18 protein-coding genes are annotated in these 19439 nt (G+C 38.6%); 11 read left to right on the forward strand and 7 right to left on the reverse strand.

Going from position 1 to position 19439, the window contains the following annotated elements:
* Positions 1 to 6 precede the first annotated feature (6 nt).
* The 7 genes from BLU33_RS09430 to BLU33_RS09460 all read left to right on the forward strand — a co-directional run bounded on the left by BLU33_RS09430 (position 7) and on the right by BLU33_RS09460 (position 10980).
* The gene (locus BLU33_RS09430; RefSeq protein ID WP_091371600.1) at positions 7 to 1476 is read left to right on the forward strand and encodes a RagB/SusD family nutrient uptake outer membrane protein; all 1470 of its coding nucleotides are present in this window, start codon (positions 7 to 9) and stop codon (positions 1474 to 1476) included.
* 20 nt (positions 1477 to 1496) lie between these two features.
* The gene (locus tag BLU33_RS09435; protein WP_091371601.1) at positions 1497 to 2189 is read left to right on the forward strand and encodes a hypothetical protein; all 693 of its coding nucleotides are present in this window, start codon (positions 1497 to 1499) and stop codon (positions 2187 to 2189) included.
* Positions 2190 to 2212: 23 nt separating this feature from the next.
* Positions 2213 to 3181: a DUF5007 domain-containing protein gene (locus BLU33_RS09440; RefSeq protein ID WP_091371603.1), complete on the forward strand. Its 969-nt coding sequence runs from the start codon at positions 2213 to 2215 to the stop codon at positions 3179 to 3181.
* A gap of 99 nt (positions 3182 to 3280) precedes the next feature.
* The gene (locus tag BLU33_RS09445) at positions 3281 to 3961 is read left to right on the forward strand and encodes a basic secretory protein-like protein (protein ID WP_091371604.1); all 681 of its coding nucleotides are present in this window, start codon (positions 3281 to 3283) and stop codon (positions 3959 to 3961) included.
* Positions 3962 to 4030: 69 nt separating this feature from the next.
* Positions 4031 to 6316: a GH92 family glycosyl hydrolase gene (locus BLU33_RS09450; protein ID WP_091371606.1), complete on the forward strand. Its 2286-nt coding sequence runs from the start codon at positions 4031 to 4033 to the stop codon at positions 6314 to 6316.
* Between the two features lie 5 nt (positions 6317 to 6321).
* Positions 6322 to 8607 carry a GH92 family glycosyl hydrolase gene (locus BLU33_RS09455; protein WP_091371609.1) on the forward strand — a complete coding sequence of 762 codons (2286 nt, stop codon included), beginning with the start codon at positions 6322 to 6324 and terminating at the stop codon, positions 8605 to 8607.
* Positions 8608 to 8679: 72 nt separating this feature from the next.
* Positions 8680 to 10980, forward strand: coding sequence for a GH92 family glycosyl hydrolase (locus BLU33_RS09460; protein WP_091371612.1), 2301 nt, complete (start codon positions 8680 to 8682; stop codon positions 10978 to 10980).
* Between the two features lie 88 nt (positions 10981 to 11068).
* On the opposite strand, the gene BLU33_RS09465 is transcribed toward BLU33_RS09460, so the two are convergent.
* The gene (locus BLU33_RS09465; protein ID WP_091371615.1) at positions 11069 to 11953 is read right to left on the reverse strand and encodes an AraC family transcriptional regulator; all 885 of its coding nucleotides are present in this window, start codon (positions 11951 to 11953) and stop codon (positions 11069 to 11071) included.
* Positions 11954 to 12343: 390 nt separating this feature from the next.
* Between BLU33_RS09465 and BLU33_RS09470 the strand changes: the two genes are divergently transcribed.
* Positions 12344 to 13786 (forward strand): arabinose isomerase, encoded by a 1443-nt coding sequence (locus BLU33_RS09470; protein WP_091371619.1) that lies wholly within the window; start codon positions 12344 to 12346, stop codon positions 13784 to 13786.
* 403 nt (positions 13787 to 14189) lie between these two features.
* On the opposite strand, the gene BLU33_RS09480 is transcribed toward BLU33_RS09470, so the two are convergent.
* From BLU33_RS09480 to BLU33_RS09495, 4 genes are read right to left on the reverse strand one after another with little or no spacing between them, the layout of a single operon-like run.
* Entirely contained in the window at positions 14190 to 14654 is a 465-nt protein-coding gene (locus BLU33_RS09480; protein ID WP_091371624.1) for a hypothetical protein, read from the reverse strand.
* A gap of 7 nt (positions 14655 to 14661) precedes the next feature.
* The gene (locus tag BLU33_RS09485) at positions 14662 to 14901 is read right to left on the reverse strand and encodes a hypothetical protein (RefSeq protein ID WP_091371626.1); all 240 of its coding nucleotides are present in this window, start codon (positions 14899 to 14901) and stop codon (positions 14662 to 14664) included.
* Between the two features lie 9 nt (positions 14902 to 14910).
* Positions 14911 to 15372, reverse strand: a complete 462-nt coding sequence (locus BLU33_RS09490) for a hypothetical protein (RefSeq protein ID WP_157682100.1) — start codon at positions 15370 to 15372, stop codon at positions 14911 to 14913.
* Positions 15320 to 16291 carry an IS1595 family transposase gene (locus BLU33_RS09495; RefSeq protein ID WP_091371631.1) on the reverse strand — a complete coding sequence of 324 codons (972 nt, stop codon included), beginning with the start codon at positions 16289 to 16291 and terminating at the stop codon, positions 15320 to 15322. Before BLU33_RS09495 ends, BLU33_RS09490 begins: the two co-directional genes overlap by 53 nt.
* Before the next feature lie 71 nt (positions 16292 to 16362).
* On the opposite strand from BLU33_RS09495, the gene BLU33_RS09500 reads away from it, so the two are divergent.
* Positions 16363 to 17106 (forward strand): hypothetical protein, encoded by a 744-nt coding sequence (locus BLU33_RS09500; protein WP_091371633.1) that lies wholly within the window; start codon positions 16363 to 16365, stop codon positions 17104 to 17106.
* A 2-nt stretch (positions 17107 to 17108) separates the two neighbouring features.
* On the opposite strand, the gene BLU33_RS09505 is transcribed toward BLU33_RS09500, so the two are convergent.
* Positions 17109 to 17324 (reverse strand): helix-turn-helix transcriptional regulator, encoded by a 216-nt coding sequence (locus BLU33_RS09505; protein ID WP_091380370.1) that lies wholly within the window; start codon positions 17322 to 17324, stop codon positions 17109 to 17111.
* 99 nt (positions 17325 to 17423) lie between these two features.
* Here BLU33_RS09505 and BLU33_RS09510 point away from each other — a divergent pair, with 99 nt between their 5' ends.
* Positions 17424 to 18386, forward strand: coding sequence for a tetratricopeptide repeat protein (locus BLU33_RS09510; RefSeq protein WP_091371635.1), 963 nt, complete (start codon positions 17424 to 17426; stop codon positions 18384 to 18386).
* 30 nt (positions 18387 to 18416) lie between these two features.
* A complete protein-coding gene (locus BLU33_RS09515; RefSeq protein WP_091371637.1) occupies positions 18417 to 18911 on the forward strand; it encodes a hypothetical protein in 495 nt (164 codons plus the stop codon).
* A gap of 128 nt (positions 18912 to 19039) precedes the next feature.
* Here BLU33_RS09515 and BLU33_RS25305 read toward each other — a convergent pair whose 3' ends face one another.
* A complete protein-coding gene (locus BLU33_RS25305) occupies positions 19040 to 19180 on the reverse strand; it encodes a hypothetical protein (RefSeq protein WP_172829233.1) in 141 nt (46 codons plus the stop codon).
* Between the last annotated feature and the right edge of the window lie 259 nt (positions 19181 to 19439).

Raw genomic sequence — 19439 nt, forward strand, 5'->3', positions numbered from 1 at the left:
AAGAAAATGAAAAAATATTTTAAGAAATCAATAATCAGCGCTGTGTCACTAGCCTGTTTATTTGGTGCAGTATCTTGCAAAAAAATATTAGATCTGCAGCCTCATGATGCAACATTCACCAGTGCATATTTTACCGATGGTGAAGATGCCAATACAGCAATAGCCGGCGCTTATGCTTTGTTGAGGTCAACGCTGTTGAATAATTATTCATACTATGTGTTTGGTGACATTCCGGCAGGCGAGTTTAGCCCTAATACTGCTTATGACGATGCTAACGCTAATGTTGCATTAGGTCAGTTTACAGGCTTAAACGTAGGCCCCGGCATATGGAACTGGCAAAGTAATTATCAACTGATACAACAAATTAATTTAATTATTAATAAAGTTCCGGGTATCGATATCAGTAAATTTACCAACCAGGATGATAAATTACAGATAACCGGTGAAGCCTATTTTTTAAGGGCATACATCTACTTTTACATGAGTAGGGTATGGGGCGACGTGCCGCTTAAATTGGCTCCTGATTTGGATATTAGCACAGCTGTAAACATTCCACGTTCACCTGCTGCAACCGTTTTAGCGCAATGCCTTGCGGATTTGAAAATTGCTGAGGCTGATTTAAAGTACGGCTACACCGACGTAAGTCAAACAGCGGTACGTGCTAACAAAGGTTCGGCAATGGCGTTACAGGCGCACATTAAAGAATGGATGGGCGATTACGCGGGATGTGATACAGCAACCAACGCGGTTATTACACAGGGGGGGTACTCACTTCTTGACTCAGCCGATTACTCCAAAATATTTATTGGAAAATCAGCAGAAGGTATTTTTGAGATAAATATTGATTACAGCCAGAATGAAGGCCTAGCTTTAAATGGCGGTGGTTATATACCAACTTTAGAGGCACCATTCCTTGCTAAGAAAACTTACCTGGAGTGGCCTTTGAACACGAGTTATTTTAATAGATTGTATACAGACACAAATGATATAAGAATACGCAAATTCTTTTATCAGCCAACATCAAGTGCTGGGCAAACTATAAAATACAGCAATATTACGTATGCCGATGGCTCAGCACAAAATGATCCGCGCTTATCTAATAACATCATTATTTTCCGCCTGGCGGATATCATGTTATTACGTGCCGAAGCGCTTAATCACTTAGGCAGGGACGCGGAAGCTGTTACGCTGCTTAACCAAATTCGTACCAGGGCTAATACAGTTCCATATCAAGGAGCCGGTTCCGCTCTTGCCACTGCAATTTTGGAAGAGCGCTTACGTGAATTATTTTACGAAGGGCAATCTTATTATGATTTGGTACGGACTAAACAACTTACTAATTATAATCAAAGTTTCTCGTCGGCCCAGTTTTTAAATGGTTCACCAAAGGGTGGCTGGTTATGGCCGGTTGATCCCAATATGTTTAAAGACGATTTTACCCTTACACAAACCCCTTACTGGCAAGGAAAACTTTAATCTTTTAAAACTCAAGAGACATGAAAACATTTAAATATTTTACGCTATGTGCTTTTTTAATCACCGCATTTTATTCCTGCAAAAAAAGTGATGTTATCGGCGGTACGTTATTTACGGCTAAGGTAAATATGACAACCTATGATTATCTTAAGACTAACCATCTTTTTGATACGCTGGTTATTATGATTAATAAAATGGATTTAAAAGATGAAGTAAATTCAAGCGGTACATTTTTTGCAGTTACTAATTATTCCATCCATAATTTTGTGCTCGCCAAACAAGCGGAGTTACAAACAGAGCAAAATAATGAAAACCTGAAATTTACTTTCGATTCCCTGAATTTTTCATCTTTAAAAGATTCGTTAAGGGCTTACATGTTCAAAGGGAAATTTACAAGGGATAACTTAACGCCCGCAGGAACGCTTGCTACAGCCGATGATGGGGAAGTAAGGTTGATTCAACTATTACCTACTACGGATTATACCAGTACTTTATTTACAACAGAACCTCAATATATTTACCTGAGTAAACTCGTTGCCACCAAAGATTTCCCGCTTCCGCCGGTTTTGGACTCAACAACAGTAAAACAGCTTGATCCAAGCCAGATTTTAAACACGCTGTGTCAAACCACGGGTATATTAACTACAACCGGGGTCTTACACGTGCTGAGTAACGATCACACCTTCACCTATTTTAATAACGTAAATAAATAATTAGGAGTTAAATTTTTTATAATATGAAAAAACTATATAAAGTTTTTATAACAGCCGCTTTATGCAGTGGCGTTGTAAGCTGCACAAAAGCTCCAAATGGTTATTTGAGCAGCCAGATAAGATATCCGGATAGCCCCATTCAAATACAACGTGGCAATGTTGTGCAAACAGACCCCGTAAACAGCGATGGTTCAAGCGCACCTGTTACTTATGAGTTACTTGACATCCGGAACGCGACAACGCACAAGCATGCAGACTCTGTATATCGTCCCCAAAATCACTATGTATTTACTTCCATATTTAATCCTAATGTAGATACCACAATAGCGTTGTTGAACACCCATCGTAAACTTGTTGACGGCCCTTGTTTTGACTTTAATATTCATACCGGCGGATTTACATTTTATCAAACTACAGCTAATGTGCCCTTAGGTACTTATGAATTTGATATTAAAGCCACCAATCAAAATGGGTCAAAAATTTATAAGAACATTGGTACTTTTACCTTGTTTGACGGGCCTGCATACGAAATTGATGCCGGGGGTAGCGCATGGTTCCAGGATAACACAACGGCTAATGGAGACACCGGTAACCCTCTAGTAACTATTGAACAGTTGTCCACTACAGGTACATTGGCTATTTTAAAACTGGTTGATGAAAATGGTGTGCCATTTAATCCGAGTAAAGGTGAAATTATTGCGCGTGGTGATCGGAGTGATTTTGAAACATATGCTAAGTTCCATCCATTAATTGCTTCCGATACATCGTTAACCTGTAATTTTGAAATAACGCCTTTCCCTTTTCAACAATCGGCATACGGTTATCTTATATATTACCGTATTCCCAGCCAGTTTGTTAAGTACGATGCCGGTAGTACACCAACTGCTGATCGTATCTATAGCGCAAATCCGAGGTTTGCTTTCCAGCTTTTCCAGCAAGGTACTTACCTGATAACAGTTCATGTGCCACACGTTACAAGAGATCCTATATAAATATTATTTATTTAATCCGGTACAGTACAAATCACTGTGCCGGATTTACATTACCCAACTAAATTTGCATTTTAAATTAATTCGTATAAATCATTGCTCATGAAAAAACTATTTCTTTTCAGCCTGTTATTCGCTGCTGCATTTGCTAATAACAGTTACGCTCAATCAACCGAAGTATATAAGCAAAAAGGCTATATCTTAACTGTCGAAAACCAGGACCCAGCTTTTAGCCAACCTGTAATAGATAAACTGGTTGAAACATTTTTTGAAGTGTATCCCAAGCTGTCAAAAACCTATAATAAAAAAGCTACTAAAACTGTAAAGTTTGTTATTGATACGGCATATGGGGGTGTAGCGGCTACAGCTAACGCCCGGGTTGTTTTCAGCTCGAAGTATATGACCAAACATCCAAAAGATATTGATGTGGTTACGCATGAAGTGATGCATATTGTACAGGATTATGGCGACAGCAACGGCCCGGGCTGGTTAACCGAAGGTATTGCTGATTATGCCCGTTTTAAGTTTGGCGTAGATAACGCCGGTGCAAACTGGACGCTACCTGCCTATAAAAGCACCCAGAGCTATGAAAATGCTTACCGTGTAACCGCACGTTTTTTGGTATGGGTTGAAAATAATGTAAAAGCAGGTTTGGTGAAGGATTTTGATGCACAGCTACGTGCACACACTTTTACTGATAACAGCTGGAAAAATGCCACAGGTAAAACATTAGATGAACTTTGGGCCGCTTACTCAGCCAACCCTAATTTAAACATGGTATAATATATTGATAGCTATAAATACGTGTGGCTGATCACTATTGATTAAACATCAAAACAAACAATTATTTAAATGAAGTTATTTTTTAGCGCCTTTTTTATGCTGATAGTTGCATCTGTATATGGGCAACAAGCCGAAAAGGCCAATGATCTGGTTGATTATATTAACCCTTTAATGGGAACAGACTCAAAGCCTGATCTCTCTAACGGAAACACCTACCCGGCAATAGCATTGCCATGGGGCATGAATACCTGGACCCCACAAACAGGTAAAATGGGCGATGGCTGGCAATATACTTACGGTGCCGACAAAATAAGGGGCTTTAAACAAACTCATCAACCCAGCCCGTGGATGAATGATTATGGTCAGTTTGTGATTATGCCGGTTACCGGCCATATGAAATTTGACCAGGATGGGCGGGCCAGCTGGTTTTCGCATAAATCAGAAATAGCACATCCTTACTATTATAGCGTTTATTTGGCCGATGCCGATGTAACTACCGAAATTACACCTACTGAACGCGCTGCACAGTTCAGGTTTACCTTCCCGAAATCAGATAGTTCCTTTATTGTGGTTGATGCTTTCAATAAAGCCTCTTATATAAAAATTTTACCAAAAGAAGGGAAAATTATAGGCTACAGCACTAAGTATAGCCGTGGTAAAATGGATAACTTTAAAGATTACTTTGTTATTTATATTGACAAACCCTTCACCATTGCCGAAACCTGGCATGGTAAAACTATTGCCAAAGATTCTCTTGAAATAACTAGCACCCACTCAGGTGCAGTTATCGGCTTTAAAACAATAAAGGGCGAGGTGGTAAATTTAAGGGTAGCATCGTCATTCATCAGTTTTGATCAGGCGGAACTTAACTTGAAAAGGGAATTAGGCAATGATAGTTTTGACGTTACCTGCCAAAAAGCAAAAGCAGTTTGGAACAAAACATTGAACCGTGTAAATGTAGAGGGCGGAAGTATTGATCAGATGCGTACATTTTACTCATGTATGTACCGTATGTTGTTTTTTCCTAATAAACTGTATGAAATAAATACCCAAAATCAGATTGTACATTATAGCCCCTACAACGGTAAAATAATGCCGGGTTATTTATTTGGTGGCACCGGTTTCTGGGATACGTTTAGGGCACTTTATCCGTTTTTGAACCTGGTGTATCCATCCATCAATAAAGAAATGCAGGAAGGCCTGGTTAACGATTATAAGGAAGGTGGATGGCTGCCGGAGTGGTCGAGCCCGGGTTATGCAGATATTATGGTGGGGAATAACTCGGCATCAGTTGTTGCCGAGGCTTACCTTAAAGGCTTGCGCGGGTATGATATTAATACATTGTATGATGCGCTGGTACACGGTGCCAATAATGAAGGTCCTATATCAGCTGTTGGGCGTTATGGTGTAAAATATTATAATCAGCTGGGTTATGTACCCTATGATGTAAATATCGATGAGAACGCAGCCCGGACACTTGAATATGCATACGATGATTATGCTATATATGAATTGGGCAAAGCTTTAGGTAAACCAAAAGAAGAAATTGAAGTATACAGAAAACACAGCCAGAACTACCGGAATTTATTTGATCCGCAAACGGGATTAATGCGCGGAAAAAATAAGGATGGAAGTTTTGAAACGCCGTTCAATCCATTTAAATGGGGCGATGCATTTACCGAAGGCAATAGCTGGCATTATACCTGGGGTGTTTTTCAGGATATTCAGGGCCTGGTTGATTTGATGGGTGGTAAACAAAAGTTTGTGGCTAAACTGGATTCGGTATTTTCATTACCGCCAATTTTTGACAGCACCTATTATGGAGGTGTTATACACGAGATAAGAGAGATGCAGATTGCCAATATGGGCCAATACGCACATGGTAACCAGCCTATACAGCACATGATCTACCTGTACAATTATGCTGGTGAACCCTGGAAGGCACAATACTGGGCCCGTGAAACCATGAACCGGATGTACAAAGCTACACCCGATGGGTATTGCGGCGATGAGGATAATGGCCAAACATCAGCATGGTATGTTTTTTCGGCAATGGGCTTTTACCCGGTAACCCCGGCAAGTGATCAGTATGTTTTAGGTGCGCCATTGTTTAAAAAAGTAACTTTGTCGTTAGAAGATGGCAAAAAAGTAATTATCAATGCCCCGGCAAACAGCGATAAAAATAAGTACATCACTACAATGACTTTTAATGGTGTGCCTTATGATTATAACTGGTTAAGCCATAAAGCTTTGATGCAGGGCGCAGTAATTAATGTAGGGATGAGCGATGTACCCAATAAAAGCAGGGGCATTAAAGACAAAGATTTTCCATTTTCCTTGTCAGGGAAAAATTAAAAAGAATGAAGAAAATATTTACAGCGGTATTCTGTTTAGCCGCGCTATATGTTACGGCCCAAACCCCGAATTTAGTACAGTATGTCCACCCCATAATCGGCACTGATCGTATGGGGCATGTATTCCCTGGGGCTACGGTACCATTTGGGATGGTACAGTTGAGCCCGGAGACAGACACGCTCAGCTACGACCTTAACGGTAAGTATAATCCAGATGTATATAAATACTGTGCGGGCTACCAGTATACGGATAAAACGATTGTGGGCTTCAGTCATACCCACTTCAGTGGCACGGGCCACTCGGACCTGGGTGATTTCCTGGTGATGCCTACGGTAGGTAAGCTGCAACTGAATCCCGGTACGACCGATAAGCCCGGCAGCGGTTACCGGTCAGGCTTCTCGCATGCGAATGAAGTAAGCGAGGCTAATTATTATAAAGTAAAGCTGGATGCCAGCGGCATCATCGCTGAAATGACCACCAGCGCGCGGGTAGGTTTTCACCAATATACATTTCCCAAAACAGAGCAGGCCCATATTATACTGGACCTGATGGCGGGCATCTATAACTATCCCGGCAAAAACGTGTGGACCTATGTGAAAATATTGAACGATAGCACGCTGGTAGGCTACCGCCAAACCAATGGCTGGGCCAGGACGAGGACACTATACTTTGCCATGGCATTCAACAAACATTTTACCGCCCATGGTTTTGCCAATTATACTCCAAAAGAACCCTATAAAGGTTTCTGGGCTAAGTTCAACCAAACAAAAAACTTTCCCGAGATTGCAGGCAAGCAAATAAAGGCCTGGTTTGATTTTAATACAGATGAGGGGGAAAAGATCAAGATAAAAATGGCTATCTCGCCGGTAAGCATGGATGGCGCATTAAATAACATGCAGGTAGAAGTACCAGACTGGGATTTCGAAAAGGTAAAGGCCGATGGCCAGGCATTATGGGAAAAGGAACTGCATAAGATCGAGATCAAGGCAAGCGAAGATGATAAGATCAACTTCTATACCTCGATGTACCACGCGATGATCAATCCAACGATCTATATGGATGAGGATGGCAAATACAAAGGCCTTGACCAGAACGTGCACCAGGCTGATGGCTTTACCAATTACACCACCTTTAGTTTATGGGATACCCATAGGGCATTGCACCCGCTGTTTAATATTATTGAGCCGGACAGGAATGCCGATATGATCAAAAGCATGCTGGCCCATTACGAACAAAGCCCGGAGCACATGCTGCCAGTATGGAGCAACAGCGCTAATGAGAACTGGTGTATGAGCGGTTATCACAGTGTATCGGTTATTGCGGACGCCGTGATAAAAGGTAACGCCCCCTTTGATGCCAACAAAGCGCTGGATGCCTGCATCGCCACGGCTACCCACCGGGATTACCAAAGCATAGGCCTGTTTATGGACAATGGTTATATCCCGGATGAAAAGGATGCTAACTCAGTATCCTCCACACTGGAATATGCATATGACGATTGGTGCATCGCACAGATGGCTAAAAAGCTCAACAGAACAGACATTTACAACCAGTTTATAAAATATGCACAAAACTGGAAGAATGTATATGACCCTAAATCGGGCTTTATGCATCCGAAAGAGGCGGACGGCACATTCAGGAAAACAAAGTTCGATCCGTTTACAACAATCGATATGGGTTTTATAGAAGGTAATGCCTGGAACTATACCCTATATGTACCCCATGACCCGCAAGGACTGATAAAAGCGATGGGTGGCAACAAACGCTTCATTACGTATATGGACAGTTTGTTCAGCTATGACCTGCCGGACAAATACTTTGCAGAGACAGAGGACATCACCAAGGATGGGATCATCGGTAACTATGTGCATGGCAACGAGCCAAGCCACCATGATGCCTACCTGTACGACTGGACGGATCAACCCTGGAAAACACAGGAGAAGATCAGGATGATCCTGCCAAAGATGTACAAATCGACTCCCGATGGCTTAGGCGGCAATGATGATACCGGCCAGATGAGTGCCTGGTATATCTTCAGCTCACTGGGCTTTTACCCGGTGGCTCCGGGCTCGGATCAGTATGCCATTGGCAGTCCGGCGGTTGACCATGCTACCATTAACCTGGAAGATGGCAAAAGCTTTACCATCAACGTAAAGAATCAAAGCCCTAAAAACGTTTATATACAAAAGATAACACTGAACGGCAAACCATTAAAGAGTTACTTCATCAGCCATGCTGATATTTTGAATGGTGGTGAACTCGCATTCGTTATGGGAAGCAGGCATAAATAAACTACTGAAGAGGGATTTAAGAGGGGAGCCGCACAATTAACAGCGGCCGAAGTATTTAATTAATATCGTATAATGAGAAAAATATTGTTAACCGCCTTTGTACTTTCAGGGCAGTTATTATTCGCACAAACTAACAAACCGGGCAATTTAATTCAATATGTAAACCCTTTTATTGGCACTGGAGCTGTGGATACAAACAGCCTTTCAGGTAGTAATTTTCCGGGGCCAACAACGCCGTTTGCCTTTGTCCAATTGAGCCCGGATACGCGTGATGCGCCGGACGACCCGGCATCTGGTTACGATTATAATGATAAAACCATAGTCGGTTTTAGTCATACCCATTTAAGCGGTACCGGTGTAGCCGACTTGTTTGACGTTTTATTAATGCCTACCACTGGTGCGGTTAAGCTGGATCCTGGTAAAGTCGAAGTTAAGGGAAGCGGCTATCGTTCCACTTTTTCGCATCAGCAGGAATCAGCCAAACCAGGCTATTACCAGGTAATGCTGAAAGATTATGGTATTAATGCGGAGCTGACCTCCACCTCGCATGTAGGGTTACACCGTTATACTTTTCCAAAGAGTGACAGCGCGCATATTATTATTGATTTGAACCATTCGCTGGATAAAAAAAGGAGTTACTGGCAATGTCACATTATTGGCGCCGAAATACGGGTAGTGAATAACACAACAATTGAAGGCTACCGTATTTTAACCGGCTGGGCAAAGTTGCGCAAGGTTTATTTCCATGCTGAATTCTCCAAACCATTCACCAGCACCGTGCTGGCTAATGGCCGCAGAAGTGTTGAAAATATGCCGATAATTAATGGCACTTCGCTAAGGGCAGCCTTAAACTTTAATACAACTGATAACGAACAGATATTAGTAAAAGTAGCCCTTTCGCCGGTTAGCATACAGAATGCCCGCTTAAATATGCAGGCGGAACTAGCAGGTTGGGATTTTGACCAGGTGAGTAAACAAAGTGCAAGCCAATGGGAAACAGAATTGGGAAAGATAAAAGTTGACGGCACCCTGCAACAAAAACAGATATTTTATACTGGTCTGTACCACGCCTTTACTCAGCCAAATAATGTGGCAGATGTTAATGGCGATTACCAGGCATCAGACCTTACAATTGGTAATGCACCGGATAAGGCGCATTATTCTACTTTTTCCTTATGGGATACTTACAGGGCCGCGCACCCGCTGTATACTTTTATTCAGCCTGAGAAAACAGCTGCATTTATTAACAGCATGATAAGGCAATATGATACCTATGGCTACCTGCCCATATGGCAATTATGGGGCGACGAGAATTATTGTATGATAGGTAACCACGCCATCCCGGTAATTACCGATGCCATACTAAAAGGTATCCCCGGTATTAATATTGATAAGGCTTATGAAGCAATAAAGGCATCTGCAACTACGGATCATCCCGGTTCGCCATTTACCACATGGGAAAAGTACGGCTATATACCTGAAGATATTGAATCACAATCGGTATCTATAACAGTTGAAATGGCCTATGATGATTGGTGCGTAGCGCAGTTAGCCAAAAAACTAGGCAAAACTGCGGATTATGAGCATTTTATGAAGAGATCAGCTTTTTACAAAAATCTTTATAATCCTAAAACCGGTTTCTTCCAGGCCAGAAATAAGGATGGTAAATGGGTTACCCCATTCAACCCGCTGGATTATGGCGGTAACGGCGGTAGCCCTTATACCGAAGCCAATGCCTGGCAATATGCTTGGTATGTACCGCAAAATGTGCCCGATCTGATCAAATTGATGGGAGGTAATCAATCATTCTCCGCTAAATTGGATACCTTCTTTTCTTTGGCTAACAAGCCGGGTGATGTAAACGGAAACGCATCTGGCTTTATAGGTCAGTATGCACATGGTAATGAGCCAAGCCATCACATCGCTTATTTGTATGATTATGCGGGGCAGCCATGGAAAACCCAGTTTTATGTAGCTAAGGTTTTAAACGAGTTGTATAACAATTCTTCATCAGGTTATCAGGGTAATGAAGATTGTGGGCAGATGTCGTCATGGTACACTTTTAGTGCGATGGGCTTTTACCCGGTAAACCCGGCAAACGGTGTTTATGCTATTGGCTCGCCTATATTAAAGAATGCTGTTATGCAATTGAGCAATGGGAAAACTTTTAGTGTAACAGTGAAGAACAGCTCACCTGCAAATTGCTATATCCAATCGGTAAAGCTGAATGGTGTAGCTTATCATAAAGCTTATATCACCCAACTAGATATTATGAACGGAGGTAAACTTGATTTTGTAATGGGCGCAAAGCCTAACAAAAGCTGGGGCACTAAGCCGGATGATGTGCCACCTATGTGGGGTTATACCAATTGATATAGGAACAAATAGTTAATTAAAAGCTTGTTTTCGTTAAGAAAACAGGCTTTTTTAGTTTTGTCCGCGGCTACATCTGGCAACCATATTATTGCTGCCCTGCTGCCCGTTTTCTGTAATCAGTAGGTGATAGGCCAGCTTTTTCTTTGAATAACTTAGCAAAGTAGAAATAAGATTCAAAGTTTAATTTGAACGCGATCTCTTTTACAGACATGCCGGGTTGGTTCAATAACTCTTTTGCCTGCTCAATCTTAAGCTGAATATAATATTGCCCGGGTGACAAGCCTGTGTAATTTTTAAAAATTTTTCGAAACCGGGAATAGCCAATATTCAACTGAGCAGCGGCCTCCTCCGGGGAAAAATTTTCCGCGATATTGGCGCGAAATAACAACCGGGCCTGATTCACAATTACTTCATTTTCCTCCGATTCAAATGCATGCTGTTTGGTAATAGCATGACAATTTCCCATCAAATGCAGCGCAGCGCCGGATATTGAGGGTTGATATCCGGAAGTCTCCTGCTTTGTTTTTTCAATTATGCAATTAAATAAGTTAAATACATTTTCATTAAACCCTATATATAAGCAGGGCGTTTCCGGCCTGAAAAAATCTCTTTTAACGAGATTGTCCAGAATTTCTCCCTTAAGGCCTATCCAGTATTCATCCCAGCCAGTTTGATCGTCCGGTTTATACCTATGTCTTTCACCTGGAAAGAGAAAGATAAGTGTGCCGGCTTTTACGTTTTTCATCTTGCAGTGGTCCGATTCAAAAATGCCTTTACCTTTTGTGATATAAATTATCTGGTATTCGTTTAAAATACGGCCATTCCTCCAGTCAAAATTATGGTGTGAGGGATGCGTTTTTGACGGGTAGCACCCTGTAGCTTCCACATGCGTGCATCCGGTGTTTAAAACACATAATCCCCAGTTTTCATCATCCTGGCTAACTGGCAGATATTTATAATAATTAATCATCTCCCGGAAAATTAAGCAAATAAATCAAAATCATGAAAAGACAATACATGGCATTAAAGCATGCCGCTGGTTTATAACAATGTTATAAAATTATTAAGATTTTTATACCGTATTAACTAAATGACATAATTAATATTTCGAATCAAAAACTATATATCAAATATCAAATAAGCTATTTTTCGCCGTTCTGAATCAAAATACATTTGATTGCCAATTAATACCAATAGCGCTGAAGCCTTAGGATTAGGGATTCAGCAGCTATTGAAGTTTTTCGGCATCGTATTATTTTAAAAAAAATATTGAATGCGTATTGATCAGTAGTTGCAGGTTAACCGGGACGTTAAAAATTTCTTGTAGTCCAATTACTATTCAATACAGCGAAAAATAAAAATGACTGAAAAAAATATTAAACCTGTGCTTAAGGTCGGATTATTTGGTATAGGCCTGCAGGCATACTGGGAACAATTTGAGGGGCTTGAACAGCGCCTTGCCGCTTATGTTGATTTGGTACATGAAAAGTTAAAAGGCTATGGTGTCGAAGTTGTAAACCTCGGGCTGGTGGATACGCCGGAAAAGGCATTTGAATCGGGCAGCCGATTTAGGCGCGAGGAGGTAGACCTGATATTTTTATATGTTACCACTTATGCCTTATCATCAACAGTATTACCGGTTGTAAGCAAGGCAAAAGTACCCGTTATTGTATTGAACCTTGCACCCGAAGCTGCTATTGATTATTCGGCGTTTAATAAAATGAAAGATCGCACAGCTATGACAGGTGAGTGGCTTGGCTTTTGTTCAGCGTGCCCGGTGCCTGAAATTGCTAACGTTTTTAAGCGGTCAAATATTCCCTTTTACCAGATTACAGGTACGTTGCACAATGATCCTGTTGTATGGGCTGAGGTTGCTGAATGGATTGCAGCCGCTAAAGTAGCTCATGCCATGTATTATAACCGGCTCGGTGTTATGGGTAATTACTATAACGGTATGTTGGATATCTACTCAAATCTAACGCTGCAATGCGCAACTTTTGGCGGTCATATTGAAATTATTGAGGTTGATGAGCTATCCGGTTTAAGAAACGGGATAAGTGAACAGGAGGCCGGCAAAAAGATAGAAGCGTTTTATAACAGGTTTGACGTACAGGAAGATTGCCTTGCCAGTGAAATAAAACGTGCAGCAATAACCGCTGCAGCGCTTGATAAACTAGTTGAAAAATACAGCTTAGGATCATTGGCTTATTATCATAAAGGAACAGGTAACCCGCAAAATGAAGATACTATGAGTTCAGTTATCCTGGGCACATCCCTGCTAACGGCAAGCGGTATTCCTGTGGCCGGCGAATATGAAATAAAGAATGCACAGGCCATGAAGATAATGGATAGCTTTGGTGCAGGCGGGTCATTTACGGAATATTATGCCATGGATTTTATAGATGATGTTGTATTAATGGGCCATGATGGGCCTTGTCACCCCGCTATTGCCGAAGGCAAAATAAAGGTAAAACCCTTACAGGTATATCATGGTAAGGTTGGTAGCGGGTTATCAGTGGAGATGTCTGTTAAACATGGCCCGGTTACCCTGTTATCAGTTATTGAAACGGTTGATGGCAAGGTGCAATTACTGATAGCCGAGGCTGAATCTGTTGCTGGTCCGATATTGGAAATTGGTAATACCAATAGCCGCTATAGGTTTCCGATCGGAGCAAGAGGGTTTGTAGAGGCTTGGAACGCTCATGGTCCAGCACATCATTGTGCGGTGGGGAAAGGACATATTGCGTCAAAAATTGAAAAATTAGCAAAACTGCTGAATATACAATCGATCAAGGTGTGTTGAGTAGTTTTTATTGGGCTATGTTGTTGAATTTTAGATAGATTTATTAATCAGGTACTGCGCTCATCCCCAAAATACTTCATTCCTGTACTTTATATTTTAAGTATAAAGTATATTGTGTTGCTTTGATTTATAAATCAGCGCAACACAAGTTGAAAAAAAATATATCCATATCGCTTTATTGGAAATGCCAGCTTATCGGGTGGTCGGTTGCTGCGTTGTATTGGAGTTATATAGGATACTCTGGCGGCCGTTTTAATGTTTTCATTGGTCTGTTTCAATTTTTGTCAGATGTTTTTGTTTACATATTGATCACCCACTTATACCGTAATTTTGCAAGGCAATGATATATTACTTTACACCAAATGAAAGTATTTATATTAAATGAAGATATTTAAAAATTTAATTACAAAGTTTTTTGGGAAGAAAGACAAAAAATCACAAACTTCACAATCTCACTTAGAGCAAGAACAATTGTACCAATCGCAAGCCATAAGGTCAATCTGTTCAGCCGGGAAGTGTTTGCTTCCAAATGATTATCCAGCATTTGGTGCCGGGCAAGTTCAGAATCAGTCAACTTACGATTATTATCGTTTTCCAAAGCTTTAGCTTTATAGCCTCCGCTATGAACAAATAATCTTCCATCAAAAGTGGAAAGATAGTTGGGCAAAGTCTGATTTGATGGGTCTTTATAATCATTAATCCTTTGTATAAAACCATCTTTTTCCAGTTTGTGCAAAATCTCATCTATCTCTTTTTCATTTGGATAATTAAAGATTATTTTCACTTCTCCGAATGTTATATTCTTAGGTTGGTTAACTATGAATTTAAGAATTTCATCTAACTTGTTAATTTCTGTGAAGTCGGTCATTGGTTTTTTAAACTGAGTGGAAAGGTAACTTTAAGCTATTTTTGAATTTATCTAAATGGATCACATCACGAATTTCAGTTAATACATCTTTGTTAGGGCTATTTATCCAGTAAATACATAAAATATGACCATTTTGAATTAATTTTTTTAAATACAAAAAGAAATCATTTGCTAAATCATTATATCCTAAATCATAAAAAGTTTCCATTGCCAAATGAATATTCTTTGAGGTTTGAAAATGTTCCATTTCAATAATTTATTTAGATTTTTTAGGTGGAGGAACTCTCATTAACCCTGCAAGCAGATCATCAAATTTCACTTCCGGCTCAGGCTCTTGCTCAGGTTCTGCAGATTTGATTTCAGATTCTAACTTATCAAGTCCTTTTTCGGATAGAATAGATAAAATATAAAGGCACTTGAATAGTACGTTGGGATCGCTATCGCCTTTTATATTGTCTTCTATTTTGCCAACACACACCGTAATTATATTTCTCAATGGTACAGCAATATCAGAATCACCTGCTTTATCTTTGAAAAAAATGGATTTATCATTTTGATATAATACTGGTTTTCCAGTTGGAGTAGTTAAACCGATATAACTATTGAAGTCTTTTTGAGAAAAGTAAACGTGATTATCTTCTAATAGATAATAGGCTATTTTAGCTTCACCCAATTGCAGGGTTTGTTGGTTTAATATTTTTAACTCTGTGGGCGGCATTTTTAATATCGATTAGGTCATCGTATGTTAACCTTCCTACAATATTAGATAAAATATAATCAAAACGTTCTGCCGTTCCTTTTTTTCTTGTGTTAAATCTTAACACAAATTCATTCACATAACTCTGTAAATGATGCTTGCTTACCCAATGGTATTGCGAATCAATGCCTCGCTTTAAATGTGACCAAAAGTTCTCTACACCATTTGTATGAGCCATTTCATTAACGAATTGTTTAGCACCATGATTTACTCTTTTATGATTATACTTTTCATGCAAACGATTATATGATAACCATTCATCAGTGTAAACTGTTGCTCCCGCTGGAACCATTTTGTCTATAATGTCTTCTATCGTTTTACGGCCTACATCGTTAACAACCTGTGCATAGACATGACCATCTTTATCTCTTAATCCTATTACAGGCTTTTTTGAGGTTGTATTTCTACCTTGTGTGCCACCAGCCTTTTTCTTTTTGTGTTTATTAGCCTCTCTACCGCCCATATAAGTTTCATCGACCTGCACTTCATCTGTGAACTTAATATTGAAATCAGGGTGATTAAAAGCATACCGCAAGCGATGTAAAATAAACCATGCAGTTTTTTGAGTTACATCTATATCCTTTGCTAATTGGTGAGATGATATTCCTTTCTTATGGGATGAGAACACATACAAAGCCATGAACCATTTTACCAATGGAATTTTAGTATTATCGAATATGGTATTGGTTTTTACATTAAAGTATTTACCAGTGTTTTTGCATTTGTATTTATTACCTGCACACTTATAGATTTTAGATTCTGGGTCAAATGGAGATATCACATTACCATTCCATCTAATCTGCTCCATGCGTGTGATGCACTCCTGCTCAGACGGGAAAGTCTTGATTAAATCCAGTATACTTTTAAAGTCCGAAATCATAGTGTAAAGATAGGAATAAAATTTGACTTAAAGAAATATTTGAGTAGATATTTACACTAATTAATTATCCCATGATATTTATAGAAATGGGAGTATTTTGGTTATTATTAATTACATTTTGTATATTTCAAAGAAATAGAACCTGTAAAACTACAAACCTTATTAGCGAAAACATGAGACTTGAATCCTTTAGAGATTTATATAATTCAGAACGTGAGTGGAAGTATAAATTAGATGACATAATACTAATTCCTATCGCCATATTAACAGGAGTTGGAAGCATTGTAAGTTTCATAGTTATTAATCATCCTATAACTTTAAACTTTGAGGGTTATATAAATTTAGGTTTAATAATTCTTACACTAATATCAGTACTATGTAGTTTAGTTTCTTATACATTGTCATATGTAAATATATCAAACTGGTCTATAGGCTACGACTATTCTCATCCAACAGCTTGTAATGATGTGAACGCCTTCAGAGATGAATTGATTAGCGAAGGTAAAACTGATCTTATTGTAGAGAAAGAAACCGATGATTTTTTAGCTGAAATGTTTTCTGATTGTAGAGATGGAAATTTCAAAACCAATGAACACAGGGCAAAAAGAGTTGGATATGGTAGATTATTTTTGTTGATTTCGGTATTTCTTACCTTCTTTTTATCAATAATGTTTATCTTTAGTTCTATGAAATTTCAAGAAATCAATTTTGCCAAAAAACCACCCACTACGGTGAAAGTTACTGAAGGTTCTATAATAAAAGATAAAACTTTGTTAATAGCCACACCGAAGCCTGATTCAGGAAAAAAGAAGTAGCATCAGATTTTTATAACTTCTTCCAATTTGACATCTAATCCTTCAGCTATCTCACATAGATAATAATATGACGGATTAATATTACCAGCTTCCAGCCGTTGGATTGACTGCTGATCTTTACCTATGGAATGGGCAAGTTGCACCTGTGTAATACCCTTTTCCTTTCGGATATCCCGGATACGTTCACCAAGTTTTTTAAGTAGTGCTTCCTTTTCCATTGGAAGTACATAAGTATAGTAAACAACTTGGATGTTGTACAACGGATATGTTGTATTTTTGAGATTATTTTGTACCTTAGTAATCCTGAAAATCCTTATATGAGAATTCAAGATTCTTGGGCGATAAAAGTGATAGTGAGATATATTGAGGCTTTAATGACTTTATATATAATTGGCTATTTCTTTTTAGCCTTCTTTCTAATCTTTGGTTATATTTTTAAAAGAATTTATAATACCCTTGATTTTATACTTTTTTACATAGCTGGCATCAAATTTTTAAGACCTGATTTGGGGAAAAGAACCATTAAGTTAGATTCTGTTGATGGTTTTATGATCCCTTTTTTCATTTGTATGGGCTTGTTGTATGTATATGTCATTAAACCACAAGATGACGAGGAAAAAGCTAATAACATAGCAGACCATAGACGTGTTGATTCTATGCAAAGAGTTGAGGATTCAGAAAATTATAATGAGCCTGCTGCCACTACAACATCTGATAATACACCCTCAACACAACCCACAACTGCACAAGATTATTTCAGATTAGGAAATGAAGTGGCCTATGGTAGGAACTATGAGGGTGCTATTATGGAATATGACAAGGCAATTGAACTTGACCCTAAAAACGGTGAATATTATTGTAACAGGGGTATTGCTAAGCATGAAATGGGTGGTAGTGATAATGGCTGTTCAGATTGGCAAAAAGCTGCTGAATTAGGTAATAAATACGCAGTTAATGCACTTAGTAATTTTTGTAAAGTTAATCTTCCAGCAACAAAAGATACATCCCAAAGACAAGCATCCAGCGTTAATACCTCTTTAGCCGATACAACATTAACAAATAATGTTTCGCCTAGACAAATTCAATATACAGTAACTACCGATAGAGCCTATTTTTATAATAACCCAGCTGACGTACAATCTATAAGGAAAGGATATTTAGTTGCAGGTGAAAATATTGTTGGTTCGGAGGAATCTAATGGATTTGTTTATTGTGTGTTTACAAATTCAACAACCATGAAATCTTCCAAAGGATGGATATCTAAATCTTGTCTAAAATAAATCATTGAATCAGTATATATAAAAAGCTTAATGAACAATATTCATAATTTGATCATAGATGTAGATGAATTTTTAGATAATTCAATTAACTCTAATAATCTTGATAAGATTACCATACCTAACAATAAAAACCTTAAAGATTTACTTGGTACGACTTTTCCGACTGAATCATCTTCAATTAACATTACTTTAAACTCACTGACATATCATTATAATTTGTTAAAGGGTGAATATTTAATGACCATCATACATGGAATGATTCTTACAAATAAGCGAGTATTTTTACATCTCCCAAGAGATAATAGAATAAGCATACCATTATCCAATATCATATCGTATAACATTGATAAAGATAAAGCTATATTACAATTCTCATTTTTAGATGCTGAAGAAGCATTTGTTTTGAATCGTTGGATTAAACAATCTATTGTTATTAATGCTGTAGAAAATCATAAGAATGATATAGATTTTAAGAATGATGATTTAGTTAAAATAATCTGGACTCTAAAGAAGGATTTTTTCTAATTTTAAAATGAACTAAAAAGCAGACCAGAGCCACATGTTTATTTACCTATTATCAATCAATAAAGCCTCCTGAAATCGTCAGGAGGCAGTCAAGGTTTTTTCATGAAATGGGTTTAATCTTAATTAACTTACTTTTTACCACCCTTGCCGCTGGCTTGTGATACTACACTTCCAGCAAGGCTTTTTGCAATAGCCGAAGATTTAGGATTACTGAGTACTTTACCAGCTTTTGATGCCTCACTTGCTGAAGATTGTTTAGTGTTAGCCATAACTTAATATGTGACTTATTTTATGTCACATTTAAATATACCCAATAAATCGCTTACTAACAATATTAGTTTTCAACAACCTGTTGGAATATCTCATTCCATATTATTATATAGAAATTATTGACGTAGATAATTGTGAATAACTTAAATGAAGTTTAATTATCACTTTTCTAAACTATATTTGATTCAAGTGATGAAGAATTTTTACTTGGTGTAAAGTAATATATCATTGCCTTTTGCAATTAAACACAAATGGCAA

Origin of the sequence: Mucilaginibacter mallensis (genome assembly GCF_900105165.1) — a bacterium.
In the GTDB taxonomy this organism is placed as follows: Bacteria; Bacteroidota; Bacteroidia; order Sphingobacteriales; family Sphingobacteriaceae; genus Mucilaginibacter; species Mucilaginibacter mallensis.

What these genes read in the sequence shown, in the direction of transcription:
- BLU33_RS09430 (WP_091371600.1), top strand. Translation starts at nt 7, where the DNA reads ATGAAAAAATATTTTAAGAAATCAATAATCAGCGCTGTGTCACTAGCC.
- BLU33_RS09435 (WP_091371601.1), top strand. Translation starts at nt 1,497, where the DNA reads ATGAAAACATTTAAATATTTTACGCTATGTGCTTTTTTAATCACCGCA.
- BLU33_RS09440 (WP_091371603.1), top strand. Translation starts at nt 2,213, where the DNA reads ATGAAAAAACTATATAAAGTTTTTATAACAGCCGCTTTATGCAGTGGC.
- BLU33_RS09445 (WP_091371604.1), top strand. Translation starts at nt 3,281, where the DNA reads ATGAAAAAACTATTTCTTTTCAGCCTGTTATTCGCTGCTGCATTTGCT.
- BLU33_RS09450 (WP_091371606.1), top strand. Translation starts at nt 4,031, where the DNA reads ATGAAGTTATTTTTTAGCGCCTTTTTTATGCTGATAGTTGCATCTGTA.
- BLU33_RS09455 (WP_091371609.1), top strand. Translation starts at nt 6,322, where the DNA reads ATGAAGAAAATATTTACAGCGGTATTCTGTTTAGCCGCGCTATATGTT.
- BLU33_RS09460 (WP_091371612.1), top strand. Translation starts at nt 8,680, where the DNA reads ATGAGAAAAATATTGTTAACCGCCTTTGTACTTTCAGGGCAGTTATTA.
- BLU33_RS09465 (WP_091371615.1), bottom strand. Translation starts at nt 11,953, where the DNA reads ATGATTAATTATTATAAATATCTGCCAGTTAGCCAGGATGATGAAAAC.
- BLU33_RS09470 (WP_091371619.1), top strand. Translation starts at nt 12,344, where the DNA reads ATGACTGAAAAAAATATTAAACCTGTGCTTAAGGTCGGATTATTTGGT.
- BLU33_RS09480 (WP_091371624.1), bottom strand. Translation starts at nt 14,654, where the DNA reads ATGACCGACTTCACAGAAATTAACAAGTTAGATGAAATTCTTAAATTC.
- BLU33_RS09485 (WP_091371626.1), bottom strand. Translation starts at nt 14,901, where the DNA reads ATGGAACATTTTCAAACCTCAAAGAATATTCATTTGGCAATGGAAACT.
- BLU33_RS09490 (WP_157682100.1), bottom strand. Translation starts at nt 15,372, where the DNA reads ATGCCGCCCACAGAGTTAAAAATATTAAACCAACAAACCCTGCAATTG.
- BLU33_RS09495 (WP_091371631.1), bottom strand. Translation starts at nt 16,291, where the DNA reads ATGATTTCGGACTTTAAAAGTATACTGGATTTAATCAAGACTTTCCCG.
- BLU33_RS09500 (WP_091371633.1), top strand. Translation starts at nt 16,363, where the DNA reads ATGATATTTATAGAAATGGGAGTATTTTGGTTATTATTAATTACATTT.
- BLU33_RS09505 (WP_091380370.1), bottom strand. Translation starts at nt 17,324, where the DNA reads ATGGAAAAGGAAGCACTACTTAAAAAACTTGGTGAACGTATCCGGGAT.
- BLU33_RS09510 (WP_091371635.1), top strand. Translation starts at nt 17,424, where the DNA reads ATGAGAATTCAAGATTCTTGGGCGATAAAAGTGATAGTGAGATATATT.
- BLU33_RS09515 (WP_091371637.1), top strand. Translation starts at nt 18,417, where the DNA reads ATGAACAATATTCATAATTTGATCATAGATGTAGATGAATTTTTAGAT.
- BLU33_RS25305 (WP_172829233.1), bottom strand. Translation starts at nt 19,180, where the DNA reads ATGGCTAACACTAAACAATCTTCAGCAAGTGAGGCATCAAAAGCTGGT.